A 24,260-nucleotide genomic window follows, 5' to 3' on the forward strand; every position below is an offset into this window, starting at 1 on the left:
CGATAAGCCCTAGCGCTAGGTCAACACACCGAGTTCCTTGGCCCGCGCCACCGCCTGCGTACGCCGCTCAACGCCCAGTTTGCTGTTGATATGGCTGGCATGGGTTTTCACGGTGTGCAGTGAAATGAACAGCTGTTCGCTGATTTCCTGATTGGAACAACCCTGGGCAATCAAACGCAGTACCGCCAGCTCTCGGCTGCTGAGTTGTTCGGCTGCGGTGGACTCAACCACTGGCCGAGTCGCCACCAGCGGAAAATGCGCCAGTAACGGTTGTCCTGCCAATGCCGGCGAAGCATGCAATTGGCTGCGCAACCAGTCCGGATATTCTCGGATCAGTGCGTCAAACGGCTGTATCACGCCGCCAGCCGCCGCTTCCAGCGCCTGACTCAAGGCCTTGCGTGCTTCCGGTTCGCGGCCTGTGCCCAGCAACAAGGCGACCTTTTGCGCCAGCGCCATTACACACAGCAACTGTCGACCGGTTTGCTGACCATTTTCCAACAGCACATTCAACCGCCCTTCGGCGAGCATCGGCTGCCCTTGAATCACATCGAGCAGCGCTTGCTGCAGTTCGACATGCAATGGCAACTGAGGATGAAATTCCGGTGGCGCCGCGGCACGCTCGCCGGTGTAGGTCTGGCCCAGTCGTGCCAACCAGGCTTCAGCCAAATCGGTACGGCCCTGCATCAGCCACAGTTCGCATTTGACCAGGGTGATCATCGCCAGATAGTAGATCGGTGGCACATCCCAGATATGCATCAGGCGCTCGGCTTCGGCGAGTTCGGCAAAGGCCTTGGCAAACTCGCCTGAGCTGCCGTCCAGACGAGCGATCACGCAATGGCCGATCAACACGCTGATATCGCGACAGGCCCGCGCTTCGGCCACACCGCTCAGCAATCGAGTCCGGGCCTGCTGGGGTTGCAGGCGCATGGACAACAGAAAACCTTCGTACAGCGTCAGCCGCGCACGCACCGCATACAGACGTTGCGGGGACAGTCCACGCAACCGTTCCAGGCCCTGATGCACTTCATCCAGCGCACGCAGTATCTCGCCACGGGCCTGCAACACCCGCGCCCGGTCATAATGCGCCAAGGCTTCGAACAACGGATTGCCAACCCGCTGCGCCAGCTCGAGGGACTCACGGTTCAACCCCCGGGCGCGCCACAGGTCGCCGTCGGCGATTGCCAGATTGGACAGGGTCGACAGGCACATCAGGCGTTGCCCGTAACGTTTCACCGGCAGGCTTTCCAGCGCTTCGCTGCAATAGCGTTGAGTCAATTCACGATGACCACGCCCACGAGCGATGATCCCGCTGAGCGCCAGCCATTGTGCAAGCATCGACTTCTGCGCCGAAGCCGAAGGCGCCGGCAGGAAACGACTCAAATGACTGGCCAGCTCTTCAGCGGCATCCAGCTGACAGGCCAGCCCCAACGCCCAGCTATAGAGCACGATCAAGCGCGGCGTACTGATCAGCAGACTGTCGGGCAAGTCCATCTTCCAGCGCAGCAACATGCCAACGTTCTGCTCGGCGAGCAGCTGTTCCTCGGACAGGTTCTGCACCAGATTCGCCGCCACATCCAGATGGCCGGCACGTAACGCCTGCTCGACCGCCTCATCGAGCAGGCCCTGCGCATTGAACCAGCGGCAGGCGCGCAAGTGCAGCGTGGCCGCAGGCACTACCGCCCGAGCAATGGGCCGGCTGCGCAACAGATCGGAAAACAGATGGTGATAGCGATACCAGTGACCGTGCTCGTCCAGCGGCACCAGGAACACTTGATGCGCCAACAGAAAACGCAGGATTTCGCCGCTGTCGTGGGCTTCGCGCACCGCGTCGCACAGTTCGCTGCAAAAGCGCTCCTGAGGGGCGGTGTCGTAAAGAAACGCTTGCACCTCGACAGGCAGGCAATCGATGACTTCTTCGAGCAGGTAGTCGCGAATCAGCCCTTCCCCGCCGTTCAGCGCTTGCGGCAATGCGGTCTCGTTGCCGGCTTCGGATGCCGCCAGCAACCAGAAACGCAGCCCGGCCACCCAACCTTCGCTGCGCAGAATCAGGTTTTCCAGAGCCTCACCCCGCAGCGACGTGCTATGCCGATCAAGCAGGGCCAGGGCTTCGTCATGGGTCAGGCGCAGATCCTGCTCGTGCAGTTCGAGCAGTTGCCGTGACAGGCGCAGGCGCGCCAGATGCCAGTCCGGGCGCTGCCGACTGGTGACCATGACCAGCAAGCCATCGGGCAGATGATTGAGGAAGAACTGCAGGCAACGGTCGAGTACCGGGCCTTGGGCGAGATGGTAGTCGTCGAGCACCAGCAACAGCGGCGCCGTCGGTTGCAGTTGCAGGGCCAACTCATCGAGCAAGCCGTCGAGCCATTCTTCGAAGGCAAAAGGCTGATGGCGCTGGCGCATCTTCAACAGGCCGAGCGCACGACTGCCCAGATCCGGAAAGTAATCCTGCAGCCCTTCCAGCAACCGCTCGAGAAAGCGCCCCGGATCGTTGTCCCGTGGGCTCAATCCCAGCCACAGGCTTTGCCAGTGCGCCGGCAGGCTCTGACAAAATTCCACAGCGAGCGAACTCTTGCCGAACCCTGCAGGCGCGCAGACCAGCAACAGACGTCCACCGAGCCCGGCGCTCAGGCGTTCACACAGACGCGGTCGCAAAACGTAACCGTCGGGCAGTGGCGGGCGAAAAAAACGCCCGTCCAGTGTCGCGACGGCAGCGCTTGCAGGATCCGGAAGCGGGGACAGATCAGTCATGGCCGGCTCTTGTTTGAATGGCTGTTGGCGGCGTAGCAGATGTCCGCAGCCTAGCCTTAAACGTAGCGGTTATGAAGGTTGCTGCTACAAATGGCTACAAAAAGGTCACGAGCCGTTAAGCGCAACCTTGTAGGAGCTGCCGCAGGCTGCGATCTTTCAGGATCAAAAGATCGCAGCCTGCGGCAGCTCCTACAAAATCAAAGCAAAAAAAACGCCCCGAACCAGTCGGGGCGTTTTTTCGAGGATGCGGCCTCGGGTCAAAGCTTAGCGGATACCGTCCTGGCCCAGGTTGCCCGGCTGGAATTCGCTCTTGGTGGCAGAGAAACCGAAGTCATACGCTGATTTCTCTTCGTTCTTCATGCCCAGCGCCAGGTAGCGGCCCGATTGCAGGTCGTACAGGGCTTCCAGCGCGTACCACGGCACTTGCTTGTCGTAGTAGTCCTCGGCATGCGCTTCGGCTACACGCCACAGCTGACCGCGACCGTCGTAGTGGTCGATGACCGCTGCCTGCCAGGTGTCCTCGTCGATGTAGAAGTCACGTTTGGCATAGATATGGCGCTGACCCGGTTTCAGGGTGGCGACCACGTGCCAGACACGACGCAGCTCGTAACGGGTCAGGTCCTGATTGATATGGCCGGCCTTGATGATGTCGGCGTACTTGAGGGTCGGCGAGTCGATCTTGTAGCTGTTGGAGGCAATGTACATCTCTTTCTTGCCTTCGAGCTTCCAGTCGTAGCGATCCGGTGCACCGTTGTACATGTCGAGGTTGTCGGAAGTACGCAGGCCGTCCGCGGCGGTGCCCGGCCCGTCATACGATACTTGCGGTGCCTGACGTACTCGGCGCTGGCCAGTGGCGTAAACCCAGGCCTTGCGCGGCTCCTTCACCTGGTCGAGGGTTTCGTGCACCAGCAGTACGGTACCGGCCAGACGTGCCGGCGCAGTCACTTTCTGCTTGAAGTAGAACAGGATGTTGCCCGGGTTGGCCGGGTCGTAGTCCTTCATCTTGTCGCGGAACACGAACTGGTCCTGGAAATACACCAGGCTGAACGAGCCGTTGGTTTGCGGGGTCGCCTGGGTCACCAGACGGGTCACGCTGCCACCGCGATAGCGGGTGATGTGGTTCCAGATCACTTCCAGACCGCTTTTCGGAATCGGGAACGGTACGGCGGTATCGAAGTTTTCCAGGCCGTTGCCGCCCGCCACCAGATTGGTGGTGGTGGCGTTTTTCTTGATCGCGGCGAACACGTCATCCGGCACGGTCGAGCCGCGATGGGACGGATAAACCGGAATCTTGAAGGTGTCCGGGTAGCGCTTGAACATCGCGTACTGGCCCGGTGCAAGCTTGTCCTTGTACTGCTCGACGTTCTGCGCGGTGATGGTGAACAGCGGCTTTTCACTACCGAACGGATCGGACAGGAAGCCCTTGCTGTCGACCGTGCCGGCGTTTTTCGCCAGCGGTTTCCAGGCCGGGATCGAACCGTCGGCGTTGCCGGCCATTTCGGCGCCCATCGGGGTCAAGCTCTTGCCCAGCTTGTCGGCTTCGGCGGCGGGAACGGCCGCCATGACGCTGGTCGCCAGCAGCGACAAACCCAGAACACCCGCGTGGAACAGACTCTTTGTTATTTTCATATGTGTGTTCGTCCTGAAAAAACTGTGCTTAGAAGTTCACGCCGACGCTCAAGGCCACGAAGTCACGATCGTCCACGGTCGTGTAGTCGCCGCCAAAGAAGTTGGTGTAGGCCAGGCTCGCGGTATAGGTGTTCTGATATTCGGCATCGAGACCGAGGCTGATGGCCTTGCGACCTTCCTCGAAGTTGCCGCCAGGACCTGGCGAGTAACCTTTCACGTCATGCGACCAGGCCACGTTCGGCTTGAGGTTCACACCGGCGAACACGTCGCTGTAATCCCAGATGGCCCGAGCGCGATAGCCCCATGAGGTGGCCGTGGTGAAACCGTCGTTGTTGCAGTTGCTGGAAACGTTATCGCGCGAAGCCCCTGGACCGGCACCGTTGATGGTGGAGGTGTTGAGGATCTGCGAGCAGGTGTTGAGACCACCCGTGGCAGGCAGTTCACCCGGACCGAACACCGGATCGCGGCCGTAACGGGCTTCGGATTTGCTCTCCAGGCCACCGACGTGGGTCACGCCGACTTCACCTACCAGGGTCAGACGGTTGGCGCCCATCACCTGATCGAAGAAGTGCGTCAGGGTGGTTTGCAGTTGGGTAATTTCTTTACGGTTGTAACCGTGCAGATCCTGGCCCGGCACGCCGTTGAGAATCGACGCGTTGGTCAACGCGCCACCCAGCGGACGTACGCCGGCGAACAGAATGTCGGTGGAGTTCAACTGCACCGGCGCATTCGGCCGGTAGCTGACCTCACCGCTCCACGCCGTACCGGTAGGCAGGGTGGTGGAGAAGCTCAGACCGTACAGGCGAATATCTTCAGGGTATTCGATGAAGTAGTTCGAGTTGCCTGCGACGACCAGTGGCCCCAGCGCCTGGAACGGCCCCGGCAAAGCTGCCACGCCGTTATAGATACGTTGTGGCGCACCGGTGGCGCTGAAGATCGGCGCACGACTGTGATAGTTCATGAAGTAGGCACCGAACTCGGTGGCCAGCGGGTCGAACATGTACTTGGCGGAAACGCCCCACTGGCCGCTGTCGCGGGCGTTGCGGTTAGGCGAACGGCGCACCAGCACGCCCTCTTCGTTGACATCCACGCCGGCGGCGGCCAACGGCCCGAGCGCAATGCCCGGAATGGTCGAACGCTTGTTCAGTACCCGCAGGTTGTCGTCGCAACCGGTGGTGACGATGTCCGGCTGCGAGAAGAACGTGCCGCAGTTGTCGGTCACGGTCTTCTGCCAGTCGATCTGGTAGAAACCTTCAGCCGAGAGGTTTTCGGTGAGGCTCTGCGACACGTAGAACATGTTGACCGGGATCAGGCCTTCCTTGATCTCGGCACCCGGACGACGGAACGCGGACACGTCGATCGGGTTGATCGAGTTGATGCCGCCGCCGATGAAGGTACTTTCACCCCAGTTCACCACCTGCTTGCCCAGACGCACCGAACCCGGCTCATCGGCGATCGAGTAGTTGTGGTAAACGAAGGCGTCGAGGATCTGCCCGCCGGAAGAACGCGCCGCGACGTCGCGGTTGTGGTTGCTGACGTCCTTGTATTCCAGGTCCTGATTCTGCAGCGCGAAGTCGTACCAGTATTTGCCCCGGACGAAGACCCCGGTGTCGCCGTATTTCAATTCGAGATCATGGATGCCCTTGAAGATCTTCGAGAAGGCTTGCCCGCTCTTGAAGTTCAGGTGGCCGTTGTCGGAGGTCTGGGACAGGCCCTTGCCGCCGTTGTTGACACCAATAAGGTCCTTGTTCGGCTGCTGAGTCGATATACTCATGCCCAGGGAGAGCGAGGAGTCGAACTGACCTTCGATTTCACCGACGTTGAAACTGACGCCGAATGCGGGCCCGGCGAGCGTAGAGGCAAGACTGACGGCCAGAGGCAGTTTAGCCCGGCGCCAGAACTGGTTTACTGATGTCATCGACGCTACTCCATGTGCATTATTGTTATGGCAGTGAGTACTTTTAAAAACGCCTGGAAGACCGGGAGCCAGTAGCCACCCGACGTCACTCCAAAGTTGCATCGCCCCTGTTCGTGCGTGTGCCCCGTTCTTAAAAATCCTTGAGCGGACTATAGCCAGCAGGGGGTACTGCTTGATCCCTCTAAAGTGTGATTTGCAGCTGCCGGCCACTCTGGAACAGTCCTTTCGCCAGTCCGACACATGTCGGCACGGCAAGGATGGCTGAATTTTTCGATTTAACAAGCCAAGCGCTTGCTTGGTGGGTCTGGCGCGCCGGTTTCGGCGCGCCAGCGGACACTCAAAGTGTCGAGAGGAAGGTGCTGTTGTTGGCCTGCCATTCGGTGATGTCGAGGCGGATGCGCTTCTTGTCGAGCTTGCCGACACTGGTCTTGGGAATTTCCGTAACAAGGGCGATCTGGCTCGGAATCGCCCACTTGCTCAGGTGTCCCAGTTCCACGAACGGCTTGAGGTGTTCCTTGAGTTCGCGCGCGCCGATCTCGTGCCCTTCGCGGATTACCAGCAGTGCAAACGGCCGCTCGCCCCACTGCGGATCAGCGATACCCACCACTGCTACTTCGCGTACCGCCACATGACGGCTGATCAGGTCTTCAAGGTCCAGCGAGGAGATCCACTCACCGCCGGTCTTGATCACATCCTTGATGCGGTCGCGGATGTCGATCACGCCCATGCTGTCGAGCGTTGCCACATCGCCGGTGTGCAGCCAGCCGCCAGCCCAGAGCTCGGCGCCCTTCTGCGGTTCGTTGAAATAGCCTTCGGTGAGCCATGGCGCACGCAGCACCAGTTCGCCCTGGGTTTCGCCGTCGGCGGGCAGGAAGTTGCCCTCGGCATCGACAATCGCGGCTTCCACCAGCGGCCCCGGCACACCGGCCTTGATCCGGTAAGTGGTGCGTTCGTCTTCGGTGCCGGCCATCAACTCGTCATTCAAATGTGCACAGGAAACCAGTGGCCCGGTCTCCGACATGCCGTAGGCCGCCGTCAGTTGAATGCCCCGGGCCTTGGCGGTTTCATACAGCGTGCGGTTGAGCGCGCTGCCACCGATGACGATCTTCCAGCCGCCAAAATCGGTGCCCTGCGCACCCTTGGCATTGAGCAGCATTTGCAGGATGGTCGGCACGCAGTGGGAGAACGTGACCTTCTCCTTGCGCCACAACTCGACCAGGAACTCCGGGTCGTAACGCCCCGGATAAACCTGCTTGAGCCCGAGCATCGTCGCCACGTACGGCAAGCCCCAGGCATGCACATGGAACATCGGGGTAATCGGCATGTACACGTCGTTGGTGCCAAGCAGGCGCACGCTGTCGATCGCGCCCATGATCGTCGACACGCCCATGGTGTGCAGCACCAGTTGCCGATGGGTGAAGTACACGCCTTTCGGATTGCCGGTAGTGCCGGTGGTGTAGAAGGTGGTGGCAACCGAGTTTTCGTCGAAGTCCTGAAAGTCGTACTGCGCACTTGCAGCGGCCAGCAGTTGCTCGTACTCGCCGACCAGGTTCAGCAGCTCGGCGGTTTTCTCCGGCAGATCGGTCAGCAGCAGGGTTTTCTCCACCGTGGTCAGGTGCGGCGCAATGGCCTGATACAACCCGACGAACTCGCTGTTGACCAGCACGAAGCGGTCCTCGGCGTGGTTCATGGTGTAGAGGATCTGCTCCGGCGACAGACGCACGTTGATGGTGTGGATCACCGCGCCGATCATCGGAATGGCAAACATGCATTCGAGGTAGCGATGGCTGTCCCAGTCCATCACCGCCACGGTATCACCCGCCTTCACCCCGGCCGCCGTCAACACGTTGGCCAGCCGCGCCACCCGCTCGATCAAAGTCGGATAGCTGTAACGCAACTGGTCTCGGTAGATGATCTCGCGGGTTTTCTCGTAACGGGCGCCGGACATCAGCAGCCGTTTGATCAGCAATGGATACTGGTAGGCCCCATCGGCCGGGGGAATGACGCGAGTCTGCAACATATGAATCCCTTTTCTGGCTGCACGGTGTTGGCGTAGAGAGCGTTACTCTAGAGCCGTTATACCCCAGTCAAATCAGCCGAAGGAATGATTTGCACAGCCGTACAAATGCTAGCTTTGCGCCAGCATCTGCCGGTAATCAGCGCCGATCAGGCCGCTTGCTCTTCTGTAGGCGCTAACGCTGGCTGCGATCTTTTGATCTTCTAAAAGCAACATCAAAAGATCGCAGCCTGCGGCAGCTCCTACAGGTGAGTGTTGATCAATGCATCTCGGTAAACGCGATTTTCACGCCGAGAGCGATCAGCACCGCGCCCATGGTGCGGTCGAACCAATGGCCCATGCGGGCAAAACCGGCACGTACACGTTGCTGACTGAACAGCATTGCCACCAGGCAAAACCACACAGCCGTCGCTACGGCCAGATAGACGCCGTAACCGGCCTGCACCGCCAGCGGCGTGTGCGGGTTGATCACCACGGTGAACAGCGACAGGAAGAACAGCGTGGCTTTCGGGTTCAGGCCGTTGGTGACGAAACCCGAAGTGAAGGCGCCACGGGCGGTGCGCACGCCTGCCTCCTTGTGCAGGTCATCGGTCACGGTTTTTCGCCGGCTGCGCGCGCAAGGCCTTGAAGCCGATGTACAGCAGGTACGCGGCGGCGGCCCATTTCAAGGCGTTGAACAGCACGATCGACTGCGACACGATCAGGCCAATGCCCAGCAGCGAATAACCCACGTGCAGGAAAATCGCCGTGCCCACACCCAGCGCGGTCCAGGTGCCGGCGCGACGGCCATGGGTCACGCTCTCGCGCACCACCACGGCAAAGTCCGGGCCGGGGCTGGCCACGGCCAACAGGTGGATCAGGGCAACGGTCAAGAACTCGGTCCAGTACATGGGGGCTCCTCTTTAATGAGTAAAAACAATTCATCAACTGGCTCAAACCCTGTGGCGAGGGAGCTTGCTCCCGCTCGGCTGCGCAGCAGCCGTAAAACCTGAAACACCGGTGTGCCTGACACAGTACGGTGAATGGGTTTGGGTCTGCTTCGCAGCCCAGCGGGAGCAAGCTCCCTCGCCACTGGGTATTGCGGGCGCTGTGAGTAACCAATTGTTTCATCTGGTAGGCTCGCCAGATTACGCCTTCCGTTCCAAGCACAAAAGGTACAGTTGATGACGAACCCGCGCCGCGCCGTATTCCTCGATCACCCGTCTCTGGATCTCGGCGATCTCGACCTCAGCCCGTTGCGCGCCTGTTTCAGCGACCTGCAACTGTTCGCCCAGACCGCACCTGATCAGGTCGCCGAACGCCTGCACGGTGCCAGCGTGGTGATCACCAACAAGATCCGCATCGATGCCGCCGCGATGGCCGCCAACCCGGATCTGCAACTGATCCTGATCACCGCCACCGGCACCAACAACGTCGATCTGGACGCGGTTCGCGCCCATGGCATCACCGTGTGCAACTGTCAGGGTTACGGCACGCCATCGGTGGCGCAACACACGATCATGTTGCTGCTCAACCTCGCCACCCGCCTCGCCGATTATCAAAAAGCCGTCGACGAAGGTCGCTGGCAGCAGGCCAGACAGTTCTGCCTGCTCGACTACCCGATTGTCGAACTGGAGGGCAAAACCCTTGGCCTGCTTGGTCACGGTGAGCTCGGCGGCGCGGTCGCGCGCTTGGCCGAAGCGTTTGGCATGCGTGTGTTGCTCGGGCAGATACCCGGCCGCCCGGCACGCCCGGATCGTCTGCCACTGGACGAACTGCTGCCACAGATCGACGCCCTGACCCTGCACTGCCCGCTCAACGAACACACCCGGCACTTCATCGGCGCCCGCGAGCTGGCGTCGATGAAACCCGGCGCCTTTGTGGTCAACACCGCTCGCGGCGGTTTGATCGACGAGCAAGCCTTGGCCGACGCCCTGCGCAACGGTCACCTCGGCGGTGCGGCTACCGATGTGCTCAGCGTCGAACCGCCGGTCAACGGCAATCCGCTGCTGGCGGCCGATATTCCGCGGCTGATCGTGACTCCGCACAACGCCTGGGGCAGTCGCGAAGCGCGGCAGCGCATCGTCGGCCAATTGACCGAAAACGCCCAGGCATTCTTCAGCGGTACAGCGCTGCGGGTCGTCAGTTGATAAACTACGGCACTTTTTTTCCAGGGAGCAGTTATGGATCCGCGCAGTGAAGTACTGCTTCGTCAGGCCGAGTTATTCCAGGGTTCGCTGTTGTTGGCCGGGTTGCCCGCCGACGATCTGCTCGGGCGTCTGCCCAATGCGTTCGGCTGGTGCTGGCATGCCGGCGATCAAGCCGCTCTCGATGCGCGCTTCGAAGGTCGCAGCCATTTCGGTGTGAACGTGCCGGAGCGCGAGTTCGACAGCGCCGTGGTGTTTTTGCCCAAGTCCAAGGACCTGACCGATTACATCCTCAATGCCGTGGCCGCACGTCTGCCCGGGCGCGAGGTGTTTCTGGTCGGGGAAAAACGCAGCGGTATCGAGGGTGCGTCCAAGCAACTCAACCCGTTCGGCAAGCCGCGCAAGCTCGACAGCGCCCGTCACTGCCAACTGTGGCAAGTCACCGTGGCCAATGCACCCGAAGCTAAATCGCTGGAAAGCCTGGCGCAGACTTATGAGCTGCCGCTGGCCGAAGGCCCGCTTAAAGTCATCAGCCTGCCGGGCGTGTTCAGCCATGGTCGACTGGATCGCGGCAGCGCCCTGCTGCTGGAGCATCTGGACAAACTGCCGAGCGGTCATCTGCTGGATTTCGGTTGTGGCGCCGGGGTTTTGGGCGCGGCGGTCAAACGTCGCTATCCGCACAATCAGGTAACTTTGCTCGACGTCGATGCCTTCGCCGCCGCAAGCAGTCGCCTGACGTTGGCGGCCAACGGTCTGGACGCCGAAGTGCTGACCGGTGACGGAATCGACGCTGCACCGATGGGTTTGAACGCGATTCTGAGCAACCCGCCGTTCCATGTCGGCGTGCACACCGATTATTTCGCCACCGAGAACTTGCTGCGAAAAGCGGCAAAACATCTGAAAAACGGTGGCGAACTGCGCCTGGTTGCGAACAGCTTCCTGAAGTATCAGCCGCTGATCGAAGAGCATCTGGGCGTGTGCGCGATCAAGGCAGAAGGCAATGGTTTCCGGATTTACCGGGCCAAGCGCGGCTGAAAACTAGCACTTGCCGAATGGATTCTGCCTAGGCAGAATCCGCTCCGTCCTAGGGGAGTAGTCTCCCACGAGCGCCAAGCTCGTCCGGCATACGTCAACATACTTGATCCTCAGATCATGGCGTATGCGACCCAAGCGTCCGCACCAGACGGATCGCAGAGTTTGACAAGACCTATGACACGCACACCTTACCCGGGGCGGGAAGGCTGTACGTGTCATAGCCGTGTCGACCCGCCCCTTAGGAAAATCCTGATGCTGGACTCGTTACTCGTTCCCACCGCAATCGTTGCCTTGGCCGAAATCGGCGACAAGACGCAACTGCTCGCGCTGATTCTCGCCGCTCGCTTTCGCAAACCCTGGCCGATCATCGCCGGTATCGTCGCCGCGACCCTGGCCAACCACGCGGCAGCCGGTGCGGTAGGCGCCTGGTTCGGCAGCTTCTTCTCCGATTCGGTGCTGCACTGGATTCTCGCCGCGAGCTTCACCGCCACGGCGCTGTGGACGCTGGTCCCGGACAAGATGGACGACGATGAAGCCAGCACCGCACGCAAGTTCGGTCCCTTCCTGACCACGCTGATTGCGTTTTTCCTCGCGGAAATCGGTGACAAGACGCAGATCGCCACCGTGATGCTGGCGGCGCAATACCCTGAGCTGTGGCTGGTGATTATCGGCACCACCCTGGGCATGTTGATTGCCAACGTGCCGGTGGTATTGGCGGGTAACTTTGCCGCGGAGAAATTGCCATTGACCTTGATCCGTCGTCTGGCGGCTTCGGCGTTCCTGATTCTGGCGATCGTGGCGGTGTACAAGGCGATGCAGAGCAGTGGCTGGGTTTAACCCCGTAAGTCGGTAGACCGAGTTATCGTTCTTCGCGAGCAGGCTCGCTCCCACAGTGGAATGCATTCCAAAGGTGGGAGCGAGCCTGCTCGCGAAGGGGCCATCAGCCTTGCGGCAAAACCATCAGGACTTCGGGGCTTTCTCGTACAACGGCATCACCTTCGGAATCGCCGCCTGCAGCGAGGCGATCCGGCTGGCCGAGGCCGGGTGAGTGCTCATGAACTCCGGCGGTGCGCCTTCCGAAGCCTTGCTCATCTTGTTCCACAAGGTGATCGCCGCATTCGGGTTGTAGCCGGCGCGGGCGGCCAGTTCCAGGCCGATCAGGTCGGCTTCGTTTTCGTTGGCGCGGCTGTTGGGCAAGGTCATGCCGTAGTTGGCCACGGTGTCGGCCAGCGCCAGGCTGTCCTGACCCAGACCGAACAACGCACCGGCACCCTGCTTGGCCATTTCAATACCATAAGCCTTGGACATCGCTTCACGACCGTGTTCGCGCAGGGCGTGGGCGATTTCATGGCCCATGACCGCAGCGATTTCATCGTCGGTCAGCTTCAGGCTGTCGATCAGCCCGGTGTAGAAAATGATCTTGCCGCCAGGCCCGCAGTTGGCGTTGAGCTCGTCGCTCTTGATCAGATTGACTTCCCACTGCCATTGCGCGGCGTCCGGACGGAAGTTCGGTGCCTGGGCGATCAGCCGGTTGGCAATCGCCTGAACCCGCTTGGCCTCCGGGCTGGTCTTGTCCAGTACGCCTTTGCTCGACGCCTCGCCGACGGTCTTCTGATAGGACTGGGCATACATCTGGTCGACCTCTTGCGAGGACAGCATGCTGAACATGTACTGCTTGCGCTCCACCCCAACGGCTCCGCCGCTGGTGGTGTTGACCGACTGACAACCGGCCAGCAACAGCGCTGCGCTCAGTGCACTTACAACCAATGTCTTGTTCATTCAAAAGCTCCCTGAAAACCTGCCGCGTATCGTAGGGGGTGAATTGTATCGGCGCCAGATACAACAGACGTGTTGCAGCGTCTTTCGGAAATTTCCCACCGCTGTTGTCGTAAAAAATTCACAGCAACCGGCAAGCCTGCTGCCGCTGCGTCGCGCACCGATCCATTTGCGACATCCTCCGGCCCTTTGTTCCGCTCAACGCTCATGGCGCCATGCCTGCTGCCGATACAACAGCGCAGACGTCCTCTTGCGTGCGGAGCTCCCATGAAGTTCAAGTCGATCCAGTTTTCCGTCGCCGCCCTGGCCGGCGCCATCGTCCTCAGCGTGGTCGCCGCGCTGGTGCTGTACGCGCTGTTTTCCGGTGCCCGCACTCAAGACATGGTGCAACAGCGCACTCAGGCGCAGTTCGAACAGGTCATCGAACAACGCCTGACCTCACTGGCGCAGACCCAGGTCAGCCAGATCCAGCGCGAACTCGAAGCGCCGCTGCTGATTGCCGGCGGCCTGGTGCGGGTCAACGCGCTGCTCGGCACACCGGGCGCCGACGGCCAGCCGCGCCTGAGCGTCAGCCGTGAGCAACTGATCAGCCTGATCAAGGAGAACGTCGAAAAGAATCCGAAGATTCTCGGCACCTACATCGGCTGGGAAAAAAACGCCCTGGACCACAATGACGCGGCCTACGTCGGCAGCGCCGTGACCGGTATCGATCCCGCCAACGGACGCTTCCTGCCGTGGTGGTTCCGCAATACCGACGGCAGTCTGGGCGTGGACAAACTGGCCGATGTCGACGATCAGAAAACCCTGTCCACCGGGGTGCGCGCCAGTGAGTACTACCTCTGCTCCAAGGAAACGAAAAAGCCCTGCGTGATCGATCCGGCGCCGTACAAGGTCGGCGACAAGGTCGTCATGCTCGCCTCGTTCATTGAACCGATCATGCTCAACGGCGCATTCCAGGGCATCGTCGGCGCCGACCTGTCGGTGAACTTCATCCAGGAAATGCTCCTCGGCGCCAACCAGAAGTTGTACAGCGGCGCCGGGCAAATGGCCCTGATCGGCGGCAACGGCCGGATCGTGGCTTACACCAAGGATCCGAGCAAATTCGGGGAAAAGGTCAGCGACATTCTCGACGCCGAGCAGATCGCCAACATGGCCAATCTCAAACGCGGTGAAGTCACCTACTCGGTCAACAAGGACAAGGGCCGCATCGAGCTGTACCTGCCGTTCGGCATCGGCCAGACCGACGCGCGCTGGACCCTGATGCTGCAACTGCCGTTGAACGCGGTGATGGCGGATCTGCAAAAACTCCAGGCCGACCTCGATGCGCAACGCAAGTCCGACACCTTCGGCATGGCCATGGTCGGCCTGATCATTGCCGCCATCGGCCTGCTGGTGATCTGGCTGGTCGGTCACGGCATCGCCCGGCCACTGAAGCAAATGGTCGCCATGCTCGATGACATCGCCAAAGGTGAAGGCGACCTGACCCGTCGCTTGAGCAGTGATCGCAGCGATGAACTCGGCTCGATTGCCAAGGGTTTCAACACCTTCCTCGCCAAGTTGCAGGCGATGATCACTCAAGTGGTGACGTCGGTGCAGAGCGTCAGCGATTCCTCGGAGCACACTGCCGACATCGCGATTCGCACCAACATCGGCATTCAGAAACAGATGGCCGAGATCGATCAGGTTGCCACGGCGGTGCAGGAGATGACCGCGACTGCGCAAGACGTGGCGCGCAACGCCACCCAGGCGGCGCAAGCCGCCAGCCACGCGGATCAGGCCGCAGGCCAGGGCATGCAGATTGTCCGTGATACCTCGAACTCGATTGGTGTACTGGCGGTGGAGATCGGCAAGGCCGTTGAGGTGGTACAGACGCTGGCCAAGGACAGCGAAAACATCAACGCGATCCTCACCGCGATTCGCGGGATCGCCGAGCAGACCAACCTGCTGGCGCTGAACGCAGCAATCGAAGCGGCGCGGGCCGGCGAACAAGGGCGCGGTTTTGCGGTGGTGGCGGACGAGGTGCGCAATCTGGCGCAGAAAACCCAGAAGGCCACCGAAGAAATCCAGAGCATGATCCAGCAACTGCAACAGGGCACCCGCGATGTGGTGCGGGTCATGGAAGACAGCCAGAACCGCACCGACGAAAGCGTGCAGCACGCGGCGAAAGCGGCTGAAGCGCTGGAGACGATTACTCAGGCGGTGTCGGTGATCAACGACATGAATACGCAGATTGCCAGTGCGGCGGAAGAACAGAGCGCAGTGGCGGATGACATCAACCGCAACGTGATCAATATCGGTCAAGTGGCGAATGAAGTGGCGGGCGGTGCGGATGAGTCGAGTTCGGCGAGTGCCGGCCTGACTAAATTGGCGGAGCAGCAGCGGCGGTTGATCAATCAGTTCAAGGTTTAACAGCAAGATCAAAAGATCGCAGCCTGCGGCAGCTCCTACACTGATCCGGGCTGCGATCTTTCGCTTTTACATCAACCCGGGGTCAGGCACTCCGGCCCATTGAGCTTTGGATCATTGACCAGATTCGCCAGCACCCGCTCGCGCAACGCCGCCGGTTCACTGGCGAGCAAGCCCTGCAGCACGTGCAGCGGCGTCTCGGGATCAAGCCAGGCCGCCTGCCCCGCCTCATCGAGAATCAACGGTCGGCGCTGACTGGCCGCCGGCTGCGTGATGACGGCGGTGCTCAGCCACACCTGCTCCTGCACCGGATACGCCTCCCAGATCGCCGCGAAGAACAGCGAAGAACCCTCCCCCGGCGTCAACCAGTACGGGCGTTTGCGCAGATTGCCGCGCCATTCGTAGAAACCGTTGGCCGGCAGCAGGCAGCGACGCAGGCGCAGCGCCTCGCGGAACATCGGTTGCTCGGCGACCGTTTCGGCCCGGGCATGCGCCGGTGTTTTCGACAGATCGGTCAGCCACGGCGGCGTCAGGCCCCAACGGGCGCGGGCCAGCGTGCGTTGGCCGTCGGCCTCGGCACGCAGCATCAACACCGAATCATTGGGGGAAATGTTCCACTGCGCCTGCTGATCGGCGGGAAATCCGGGCAGGGCCGCGAAGTCGCGGTTCCAGCGAAACAGGGCATAACGTCCACACATGGGGCAACACGACTCAGAAATAATACGAACGCCAGCCTAACAGACCAGCGTCCCGGGGAAGCTCTCCGGTTCATCGCCGGGCAGCGGCAGCGCGGCATTGTACGCGGTGATCAATTCGCGGGCGTATTCGGCCTGATCGTTTTCGACCGACAGCCCCAGCAGGCCAAAAATCGGCAATTCCCCCGTGCCGCCGAGCAGATCGCGGCCCACCAGGTGCGCTTCGATGCCTTCACTGGCGAGCATGCCCTTGAGCATCTCGCCTTCCATCAGGTTTTCCGGCTCGTAGATTCGCTGCATGGGCGCCCCTCATTCGTTTTCGCTGAACACTTCCAGAAACCAATCCTCGCCATGCACCTGCAAGACAAACGTGATCGGTCGACAACACACCTGACAGTCCTCGATGTAGGTCTGATCGCCTGCGGACAGGTCCACCGTCGTCTCGACCTCTTCACCACAATACGGACATTCATACAGTGCGCTTTCCAGCATCGCGGTCTCCCAGGTGACTTGTGCGTATAATCGCCGGTCTATTTGCAGGGCTATTTTTGTCTGGCTACCTTTTCAGACCGTGCCCCGTTGGTTTTCGATCAAAACCTTTACTTACCCTAGCCGTTTCCAACAAGAGAGCATGATGGGCGAATTCGATGCCATCCGACCTTACGACGACAGCGAAGTACCTGCGGTACTGGCAAGACTGCTCGGCGACAAGGCGTTTCTAGATATCCTCACCCACTTCCGCTTCCCGCGTTTTGCCGGTGCCTTCGGCTGGATGCTCAAACCACTTATAGCCCATCGGTTGCGTCGTGAGTTTGCCGACGTGACCTCCGTGGCCACTTTGCAGGACAAAGTCGAGTTCTACGTCGACCACACCATCGAGCGCGCCACTGATGGCGTGACCTACACCGGTGTCGAGCAATTCAAGTCCGGCAGCGCCTACCTGTTCATCGCCAACCACCGCGACATCGTGATGGACCCGGCCTTCGTCAACTACGCGGTGTACCACGCCGGCCTGCCGACCCCGCGCATCGCGATCGGCGACAACCTGCTGCAAAAGCCTTTCGTCAGCGACCTGATGCGCCTGAACAAGAGCTTCATCGTGCACCGTTCGATCACCGGGCGTCGCGAGAAGATGGCCGCGTATCAATTGCTGTCGGCGTACATCAACCACTCGATCCGCAACGATTGCGCCTCGATCTGGATCGCTCAGGCCGAGGGCCGGGCAAAGGACGGCGACGACCGTACCGAGTCAGCGATCCTCAAGATGTTCCACATGAGCCGCAAGGACGAGCCGTTCGGCGAAGTGATTCAGTCGCTGAACCTGACCCCGGTGTCGATCAGCTACGAATACGACCCGTGCGACCAGGCCAAGGCCCGTGAGCTGTACATCCGCGCCACTACCGGCACCTACGCCAAGGCGCCGGGCGAGGATGACGTGAGCATCGCCAAGGGCATCACCGGCTACAAGGGCCGGGTGCACGTGAACTTCGCTGCGCCGATCACCGAGCTGTTCGAAGACACCAAGCAATTGGCAGTCGAGATGGACAAGCAGATTCTCGGCGGCTATCGCCTGTTCCCGGTGCATTACCTGGCGTATGCGCAGTGGGCCGATGCCGATCCGCAATTGAACGTGCCGAAGGCAGCCGAGCTGTTTCCGGCCGACGAACTGGCCAAGGCGCAGGAAGAATGGCAGCGCCGACTGGATGCCTGCCCTGAGGAGCACCGTCCGTATCTGGTGCTGCAATATGCGACACCGGTGCGCAATCAGTACCGCGTAAAAGCGGGGTTGCCGTTGTAAAGCAACAGCAAGATCAAAAGATCGCAGCCTGCGGCAGCTCCTACACCAATCTCCTGTAGGAGCTGCCGAAGGCTGCGATCTTTTGCTTTAGAAGCGGGTGCTGATCCAGGAGACGATCAGGGCGAGCCCGAGGCAGGCGAAGCCGAAGCGGTAGAAAAAGCGGTTCATGCGCAACGTCGCCCAATCCAGGATCGGTTCGGCGTTCGGTTGAGCCTGGCGTTGCGCGGCGATGCTGGCCATGGCGCGTTGTTCACGACGGCGGGTCGCGTGCAGCAGCCAACTGCCCGGGAAGGCCAGTGCCAACGCCAGCAGGTTGATCAATTTGGCGGGATGGGCGGTAAACAGCGTCATCAAGTGCAGCGACATCACAGACCTCGGAACTGAATCGGTGTGGCAGGCGCCAGATCGACGACCGCGGCGCGGATTCTACCGAAACCCTCCGCCACTACCCTACCCTTTGCGACAAATAACCTGACAATCGACCGATGGCTGTCCTGTGTCACGGCATCGTCATTTACATCGGCCACCATGCGCGCCTCGAAACACACATGGAACGCGACATGCTGCACGCCGAAAACCAGGATCGTCTGTACCTCATCACCCCGACCGACGAACAACAAAGCCTCGTCGGCAGCCTTGCCTTCAATGTTCAGGATCGCCACTGGCTGGTGTATTGCGCCCTCGGCGGGCATCAGCATGCCGATTTGCCGGAGACTGATCTGCTGACCGGTGTGAGCGTTCTCGACTTCTATTCACAAGCCGCCTGAACACCATCGCCCCCCTGTAGGAGCTGCCGCAGGCTGCGATCTTTTGATCTTGTTTTTAAAAAATCAAAGTCAAAAGATCGCAGCCTGCGGCAGCTCCTACAGGGGATTGGCGTCGAACTGCAGGCATGAAAAAGCCCGGCGCCATCACTGGCGCCGGGCTTTTTCACATCAGCCGCACTGCTTACTCGGCGAGAATCTGACCCACGGTCGGGTCCTTGAACAGACGGGTCAGGGCATCACTCAGCACATCGCTGACCAGTTTGGTGTTGGTTTCCTGGTTCGGCGCCATGCCGAAACGCTGGTCCAGCGAAGCGCCGTAACGGCCGCTGTAGCGACGATTGCCGCTCTGCACGTCGGAGCGGAAGGTCGCGCCGATGGTGGCTTCGGTCACGTACATGCCTTCTTTGGGCGACTGGTACTTCAGCTCGGTCAGGGTCACGGTCAGCTGCGGAGCGTTCATCCCGTTGCTGGTCGGGGTGAAGCCGAGCAGACGCACGGCGGCTTCAGCCTGAGCCTGCAACTTGGGCAGGATCTGCTCGCGCTGCACGGTGATTGCGCTGGTTTCCGGGTACAGGCCGCCACGGGTGCCGAGGGTTGGCGACGGACGACCGTCAACCACACGCACCACCACTTGCTGGCCATGGCCGACCGGGGCCAACTGCGTGGTCAGCTTCGGTTCCGGGCTCAGTTGTTGCGGGCTGTGGGCGCAGCCAACCAGGGTCAAACTGGTCACAGTGATCAAACCGAACAACAGGCGTTGCAACATGCTCTTTTCTCCAGAATCAGGCACAAACAGGCCGGCAGTATAGCGGTGGGCCACTGCGGGTCACCAGCACCCGACAGTGAATACTCAAATGTCTGACCCAGCCGTGGGAATGCGGTTCCTGTCACAGATTATTCACCGCCCATACACGTTGGCGTCACGGCCGCCTGGCAAGCTTCAAACCAGTCCTCCAACAAGGTACTCGGCCATGCGTTATCTGATCTCGTTGTTCGCCCCACGTCCGCTGCACCGCAGCTTTGCCCTGCTCGACCGCAACGGTCATTGCCAGGCATTCAAGCAGTGCAGCCTGCAACCGATGGGCGATGGCTGGGTGGAAATCGAAGAAATCCGTCTCAACTGGTTGCACCAGCCACTGCCCGCCAGCGCCCGCGTCATAGCGTCGCAGCCCCGCGCACGGGTGCAAGCGATGTTGAGCATCTGACCGGATGCCTAATAAAAGTCATTAAACACGAGCAACTGCCCGCATTTCTTCGATACAATCTCCCCCCGATTATAAGGACGTCTCCTGATCGGGCCCCGCAACACCGTCAATGCGCATGCATCGACACCCAAATCGCCCACAGAGAGCCGCCCACACAGATCGAGTGAAGTTGGCGCGCTTGCCTGTTCTTCCGGCAAAAACCCCGCTTTTCGCGAATCTGCAGAGCTGTCATGACGCTCGGCCACCGCGTTGTTTTGCCCTTGCGGGCAGGGTGCCAGGCCTGGACAGCCCTTTTTTGAGGTTCACGTCTTCAAAAGAGCGTGAAAAAAACGGGTTTTCACAACTTCACAAGAGTGTGGCGAGCAAATGAAAAGTTTTGCGTCTGAACATGCACCATTAGCGTCTGAAACAGCCCAACGACACAGGACCGGGTATACCTCGAATATCGGAGCCTGAAGCCTGTCCGCTACGGATTTGGTTGCACAAAAACGGATGTCTCGACCATAAGTCGAATTGCCAGCCGCGTGCTGAAATGAGTTCATGGAGCTCTTGAAGCCAGGCCGCATGCATCCGTCGAAGTTGCGAAAAATTGCGAAGATTCGGACATGACGAACCTGACCATGGGTATCCGGGGCGCAACTGACCTGCCCCGTCACTCCCTGGCAGCCATGCCGACAATTTGGTGCTGCAGATTTTGGAGACGCGTTAAATGGCGCATAACGAAGCAGTCGACGTAGTTCTGGTTGGGGCGGGCATCATGAGTGCCACCCTGGCAGTACTGCTCAAAGAGCTCGACCCGGCGATCAAGCTGGAAGTCGTCGAGTTGATGGATTCCGGTGCTGCGGAGAGTTCCAACCCGTGGAACAACGCCGGTACCGGGCACGCCGGCCTGTGCGAGCTGAACTACACGCCGCAGGCAGCCGACGGCAGCGTCGACATCAAGAAAGCCGTGCACATCAACACCCAGTTCGAAGTGTCCAAGCAGTTCTGGTCGTACCTGACCAAGAAAGGCACCTTCGGCTCGTGCAAATCCTTCATCAGCCCGGTGCCGCACCTGAGCTTCGTCCAGGGTGACAAAGGCGTGTCGTTCCTCAAGGAACGCTTCAACGTGCTGCACAAGCACCACGCCTTCGCCGACATGGAATACACCGAAGACAAGGCCAAGATGGCCGAGTGGATGCCGCTGATGATGCCGGGCCGCTCGCCGGACGAAGTCCTGGCCGCGACCCGCGTGATGAACGGCACCGACGTCAACTTCGGCGCCCTGACCAATCAGTTGCTCAAGCACCTGACCAGCGCACCGGACACCCAGGTCAAATACTGCAAGCGCGTCACCGGCCTCAAGCGTAACGGCAGCGGCTGGACCGTCAGCATCAAGGACGTCAACAGCGGCAGCAGCCGTGAAGTCGATGCCAAATTCGTCTTCCTCGGCGCTGGCGGCGCGGCCCTGCCGCTGCTTCAGGCTTCGGGCATCGAGGAAAGCAAAGGCTTCGGCGGCTTCCCGATCAGCGGGCAATGGCTGCGTTGCGACAACCCGGAAGTGGTCAAGCACCACCAGGCCAAGGTCTACAGCCAGGCGGCAGTCGGTTCGCCACCGATGTCGGTGCCGCACCTGGACACCCGTGTGGTCGATGGCAAGAAATCCCTGCTGTTCGGGCCATACGCCGGTTTCACCACCAAGTTCCTCAAACACGGTTCATTCATGGACCTGCCGCTGTCGGTTCGCGCCGGCAACATCGGACCGATGCTGGCAGTGGCGAAAAACAACATGGACCTGACCAAGTACCTGGTCAGCGAAGTGATGCAATCGATGGAGCAGCGCCTGGAATCGCTGCGTCGCTTCTACCCTGAGGCGAAAGCCGAAGACTGGCGTCTGGAAGTGGCCGGCCAACGGGTACAGATCATCAAGAAAGACCCGAAAAAGGGCGGCATCCTGCAATTCGGTACCGAACTGGTCGCGGCGAAAGACGGCTCCCTCGCCGCCCTGCTCGGCGCTTCGCCAGGCGCTTCGGTGACCGTTTCGATCATGCTGGAACTGATCGAGAAATGTTTCCCGGCCAAGGCCAAGGGTGAGTGGGCGGCCAAACTGGCGGAGATCTTCCCGGCCCGCGAGAAGGTTCTGGAAACCGATGCTGCGCTGTATCGCAAGATCAACACGCAGAACAACATCGCCCTGGAACTGGTTGAAGAAAGCAGCGAGACCCCAAGCTTCGCTTGATCTTGCGACATAAAAAACGCCCCGTACTCAGTGAGTGCGGGGCGTTTTTTATGGCCCTTGAAAAGCAAAAGATCGTCCGAACGCGGCCCGAACCTTCGGCAGCTCCTACAGGGTAAACACAAATCCTGCGTAGGAGCTGCCGAAGGTTCGGGCCGCGTTCGGACGATCTTTTGATCTTGTCTTTTGATCTTATCCGCGAGCCTTGTCGATCAGCTCGATGTACTCGGCCGCGTTGCGCTGATCGGCGATCAGCTCAACAAACGTCTGGCCCTGCGCATCCTTGCCATCCACGTCGTAACCGGCAGCCACAAAGAAGGTCAGGAAGCGCTCGAAATCGTCGATGCGCAGGCCACGGTAGGCCTTGATCAGTTTGTGCAGCGACGGCGAAGTGGCGTCGACCGGTTCAAAATCGAGGAACAGCTTGATCTGCTCATCGCCGATCTCGTCACCAATCACCTGTTTCTTATCTTTACGCATTGCCGACTCCAGCTCGCAGACATTACACGGGGCGGGCAGTTTACCCCTGCCCAGCCACAAGGCTCAACGCGAACGAACAGCCCCGGTGTGCAGATCGGCCCAGATGTGGCCGTTGGCATAACTGAGGAACTGTACATACACGGTGTCGTTGCGCAGCAAATCGATCACCACTCGGTACTGGGCCAACGGGTAGTACAGGGTCAGGGTTTTGCTCTTGTCGTCATAAGCCGGTTTTTTCAGGCTTTTGCTTTCGCCATCGAAATTGACCAGCACCTGGGCGATGGTTGCGCCCTTGTTCAACGACTTGCCCTTGAGGCGGATCATCAGCGGCGATGTGACCGGAATCGGCTGCTGATTGGACTGGCGCTGCGCTCCGACCACCACCGAATAATCGGTGACTTGCAGCAATTGTTGCTGCTCGGGTTCGGCATCGCGCAGGGTCAGGTCGTCCGGCGGCAGAAATTGACTGTGCATCGGCGCCGGGGCGGCGGCCAGGGGCAGGCTGAGGGTCAGCAACAGGGCGGCAAGGCTGCGGATCAAGAGGCTCATGGAAGGCTCCGGGGGGGGCGGGGCCGAGCACTCTAGCATGGGGAACGCGGATGGATCAGCACACACAAAACAGCTGTGGGAGCGAGCCTGCTCCGGGCGGCGTTCCGACGAAGGCGGTGTGTCAGTTTTCAATGATGCTACTGACACGACACCTTCGCGAGCAGGCTCGCTCCCACAGGGGATAGCGCGGGGTTCTTACATGCCTTTAACGGCAAAGATCCCGTTGGCGTTGCGCCAGTAGCCTTTGTAGTCCATGCCGTAACCGAAGATGTAGCGGTCAATGCACGGCAGGCCGACGAAGTCTGCTTTCAGGTCAGGACGCGCCTTGCGGTCGTGATCTTTGTCGATCAGCACGGCGGTGTGCACTTTGCGCGCGCCGGCGTGTTTGCAGAAGTCGATGATCGCGCCCAGGGTGTGACCTTCGTCGAGGATGTCGTCGATGATCAGCACGTCGCGGTCGATGAACGAGACTTCCGGCTTGGCTTTCCAGAACAGGTCGCCGCCGCTGGTTTCGTTGCGATAACGGGTCGCGTGCAGGTAGGACGCTTCCAGCGGAAATTGCAGGTGAGTCAGCAGTTTGCCGGAGAAAATCAGGCCGCCGTTCATCACGCAGAACACCACCGGGTTGCTGTCAGCCAGCTGTTCGTTGATTTGTGCACCGACGCGGGCGATGGCGGCCTCGACTTCAGATTCGGTGTACAGGCAGTCAGCCTCTCGCATGATTTGACGGATATGCTCGAGATCAGCGGACATGGCGCTCTCCAGGGGGATGTTTTCGGAAAAGCGGGCAAAGGTACGCATCCCGTGAGGTCGAATCAAGCCTTAATGGACTAACGTACTCAATGTCCTATAGGACATCACCCTCGGATAGATTAATCTAGGCCGGTTTTTTTGCC

General features: G+C 60.4%; 21 protein-coding genes, 2 pseudogenes and 1 riboswitch. Of the genes and pseudogenes, 9 read left to right on the forward strand and 14 right to left on the reverse strand.

The genetic code is table 11. From position 1 onward, the window contains the following. Nucleotides 1–15: 15 nt before the first annotated feature. The 5 genes and pseudogenes from LOY52_RS22180 to LOY52_RS22200 all read right to left on the reverse strand — a co-directional run bounded on the left by LOY52_RS22180 (nt 16) and on the right by LOY52_RS22200 (nt 9,202). Nucleotides 16–2,748 carry a LuxR C-terminal-related transcriptional regulator gene (locus tag LOY52_RS22180; RefSeq protein ID WP_258675984.1) on the reverse strand — a complete coding sequence of 911 codons (2,733 nt, stop codon included), beginning with the start codon at nt 2,746–2,748 and terminating at the stop codon, nt 16–18. Between the two features lie 264 nt (nt 2,749–3,012). After that, complete coding sequence (locus LOY52_RS22185; RefSeq protein WP_096797152.1) at nt 3,013–4,377, reverse strand: DUF1329 domain-containing protein; 1,365 nt, start codon at nt 4,375–4,377, stop codon at nt 3,013–3,015. A gap of 28 nt (nt 4,378–4,405) precedes the next feature. Then, nucleotides 4,406–6,295 carry a DUF1302 domain-containing protein gene (locus LOY52_RS22190; protein WP_202371244.1) on the reverse strand — a complete coding sequence of 630 codons (1,890 nt, stop codon included), beginning with the start codon at nt 6,293–6,295 and terminating at the stop codon, nt 4,406–4,408. 337 nt (nt 6,296–6,632) lie between these two features. Beyond that, a complete protein-coding gene (locus LOY52_RS22195) occupies nt 6,633–8,315 on the reverse strand; it encodes a fatty acid--CoA ligase (protein WP_258675985.1) in 1,683 nt (560 codons plus the stop codon). Between the two features lie 256 nt (nt 8,316–8,571). Beyond that, nucleotides 8,572–9,202: pseudogene (locus LOY52_RS22200) on the reverse strand (LysE family translocator). Between the two features lie 273 nt (nt 9,203–9,475). On the opposite strand from LOY52_RS22200, the gene LOY52_RS22205 reads away from it, so the two are divergent. The 3 genes from LOY52_RS22205 to LOY52_RS22215 all read left to right on the forward strand — a co-directional run bounded on the left by LOY52_RS22205 (nt 9,476) and on the right by LOY52_RS22215 (nt 12,310). Continuing rightward, nucleotides 9,476–10,441 (forward strand): 2-hydroxyacid dehydrogenase, encoded by a 966-nt coding sequence (locus LOY52_RS22205; protein WP_258675986.1) that lies wholly within the window; start codon nt 9,476–9,478, stop codon nt 10,439–10,441. 33 nt (nt 10,442–10,474) lie between these two features. Further along, nucleotides 10,475–11,473 carry a class I SAM-dependent methyltransferase gene (locus LOY52_RS22210; RefSeq protein ID WP_027612205.1) on the forward strand — a complete coding sequence of 333 codons (999 nt, stop codon included), beginning with the start codon at nt 10,475–10,477 and terminating at the stop codon, nt 11,471–11,473. Between the two features lie 40 nt (nt 11,474–11,513). Further along, a riboswitch (yybP-ykoY riboswitch) is annotated at nt 11,514–11,627 on the forward strand. 98 nt (nt 11,628–11,725) lie between these two features. Next, nucleotides 11,726–12,310: a TMEM165/GDT1 family protein gene (locus tag LOY52_RS22215; RefSeq protein ID WP_047599206.1), complete on the forward strand. Its 585-nt coding sequence runs from the start codon at nt 11,726–11,728 to the stop codon at nt 12,308–12,310. Nucleotides 12,311–12,433: 123 nt separating this feature from the next. Here the strand turns inward: LOY52_RS22215 and LOY52_RS22220 are convergent, their stop codons facing one another. Continuing rightward, nucleotides 12,434–13,252, reverse strand: coding sequence for a M48 family metallopeptidase (locus tag LOY52_RS22220; RefSeq protein WP_007967719.1), 819 nt, complete (start codon nt 13,250–13,252; stop codon nt 12,434–12,436). 1,353 nt (nt 13,253–14,605) lie between these two features. On the opposite strand from LOY52_RS22220, the pseudogene LOY52_RS27550 reads away from it, so the two are divergent. Together LOY52_RS27550 and LOY52_RS27555 are read left to right on the forward strand one after the other, a co-directional pair. Beyond that, nucleotides 14,606–14,803, forward strand: a pseudogene (locus LOY52_RS27550) (HAMP domain-containing protein); the annotation flags it as partial. 111 nt (nt 14,804–14,914) lie between these two features. After that, nucleotides 14,915–15,658 (forward strand): methyl-accepting chemotaxis protein, encoded by a 744-nt coding sequence (locus LOY52_RS27555; protein WP_408980448.1) that lies wholly within the window; start codon nt 14,915–14,917, stop codon nt 15,656–15,658. A gap of 71 nt (nt 15,659–15,729) precedes the next feature. Here the strand turns inward: LOY52_RS27555 and LOY52_RS22230 are convergent, their stop codons facing one another. The 3 genes from LOY52_RS22230 to LOY52_RS22240 are packed head-to-tail and all read right to left on the reverse strand — an operon-like array spanning nt 15,730 to nt 16,842. Then, nucleotides 15,730–16,353 (reverse strand): SOS response-associated peptidase, encoded by a 624-nt coding sequence (locus LOY52_RS22230; RefSeq protein WP_204895333.1) that lies wholly within the window; start codon nt 16,351–16,353, stop codon nt 15,730–15,732. A gap of 36 nt (nt 16,354–16,389) precedes the next feature. Continuing rightward, complete coding sequence (locus LOY52_RS22235; protein WP_003228093.1) at nt 16,390–16,650, reverse strand: putative signal transducing protein; 261 nt, start codon at nt 16,648–16,650, stop codon at nt 16,390–16,392. Between the two features lie 9 nt (nt 16,651–16,659). Continuing rightward, entirely contained in the window at nt 16,660–16,842 is a 183-nt protein-coding gene (locus tag LOY52_RS22240; RefSeq protein ID WP_096797159.1) for a CPXCG motif-containing cysteine-rich protein, read from the reverse strand. Between the two features lie 142 nt (nt 16,843–16,984). Here LOY52_RS22240 and LOY52_RS22245 point away from each other — a divergent pair, with 142 nt between their 5' ends. Beyond that, the gene (locus LOY52_RS22245) at nt 16,985–18,148 is read left to right on the forward strand and encodes a 1-acyl-sn-glycerol-3-phosphate acyltransferase (protein WP_258675988.1); all 1,164 of its coding nucleotides are present in this window, start codon (nt 16,985–16,987) and stop codon (nt 18,146–18,148) included. Between the two features lie 87 nt (nt 18,149–18,235). Here LOY52_RS22245 and LOY52_RS22250 read toward each other — a convergent pair whose 3' ends face one another. Continuing rightward, nucleotides 18,236–18,514 carry a hypothetical protein gene (locus LOY52_RS22250; RefSeq protein ID WP_007967709.1) on the reverse strand — a complete coding sequence of 93 codons (279 nt, stop codon included), beginning with the start codon at nt 18,512–18,514 and terminating at the stop codon, nt 18,236–18,238. 194 nt (nt 18,515–18,708) lie between these two features. On the opposite strand from LOY52_RS22250, the gene LOY52_RS22255 reads away from it, so the two are divergent. After that, complete coding sequence (locus LOY52_RS22255; protein WP_027612213.1) at nt 18,709–18,915, forward strand: hypothetical protein; 207 nt, start codon at nt 18,709–18,711, stop codon at nt 18,913–18,915. 181 nt (nt 18,916–19,096) lie between these two features. Here LOY52_RS22255 and LOY52_RS22260 read toward each other — a convergent pair whose 3' ends face one another. Next, nucleotides 19,097–19,681 carry a YajG family lipoprotein gene (locus LOY52_RS22260; RefSeq protein WP_003228101.1) on the reverse strand — a complete coding sequence of 195 codons (585 nt, stop codon included), beginning with the start codon at nt 19,679–19,681 and terminating at the stop codon, nt 19,097–19,099. Nucleotides 19,682–19,886: 205 nt separating this feature from the next. On the opposite strand from LOY52_RS22260, the gene LOY52_RS22265 reads away from it, so the two are divergent. Further along, complete coding sequence (locus LOY52_RS22265; protein ID WP_007912834.1) at nt 19,887–20,120, forward strand: hypothetical protein; 234 nt, start codon at nt 19,887–19,889, stop codon at nt 20,118–20,120. 709 nt (nt 20,121–20,829) lie between these two features. Further along, nucleotides 20,830–22,338: a malate dehydrogenase (quinone) gene (gene mqo, locus LOY52_RS22270; protein ID WP_258675989.1), complete on the forward strand. Its 1,509-nt coding sequence runs from the start codon at nt 20,830–20,832 to the stop codon at nt 22,336–22,338. A 189-nt stretch (nt 22,339–22,527) separates the two neighbouring features. Here the strand turns inward: mqo and LOY52_RS22275 are convergent, their stop codons facing one another. The 3 genes from LOY52_RS22275 to LOY52_RS22285 form a co-directional block, all read right to left on the reverse strand. Continuing rightward, nucleotides 22,528–22,815, reverse strand: coding sequence for a PA4642 family protein (locus LOY52_RS22275; protein ID WP_258675990.1), 288 nt, complete (start codon nt 22,813–22,815; stop codon nt 22,528–22,530). Nucleotides 22,816–22,878: 63 nt separating this feature from the next. After that, nucleotides 22,879–23,364: a hypothetical protein gene (locus LOY52_RS22280; RefSeq protein WP_258675991.1), complete on the reverse strand. Its 486-nt coding sequence runs from the start codon at nt 23,362–23,364 to the stop codon at nt 22,879–22,881. Nucleotides 23,365–23,559: 195 nt separating this feature from the next. Beyond that, entirely contained in the window at nt 23,560–24,117 is a 558-nt protein-coding gene (locus tag LOY52_RS22285; RefSeq protein ID WP_016987197.1) for a hypoxanthine-guanine phosphoribosyltransferase, read from the reverse strand. Between the last annotated feature and the right edge of the window lie 143 nt (nt 24,118–24,260).

This window comes from Pseudomonas sp. B21-051, assembly GCF_024748795.1.
In the GTDB taxonomy this organism is placed as follows: Bacteria; Pseudomonadota; Gammaproteobacteria; order Pseudomonadales; family Pseudomonadaceae; genus Aquipseudomonas; species Aquipseudomonas putida_A.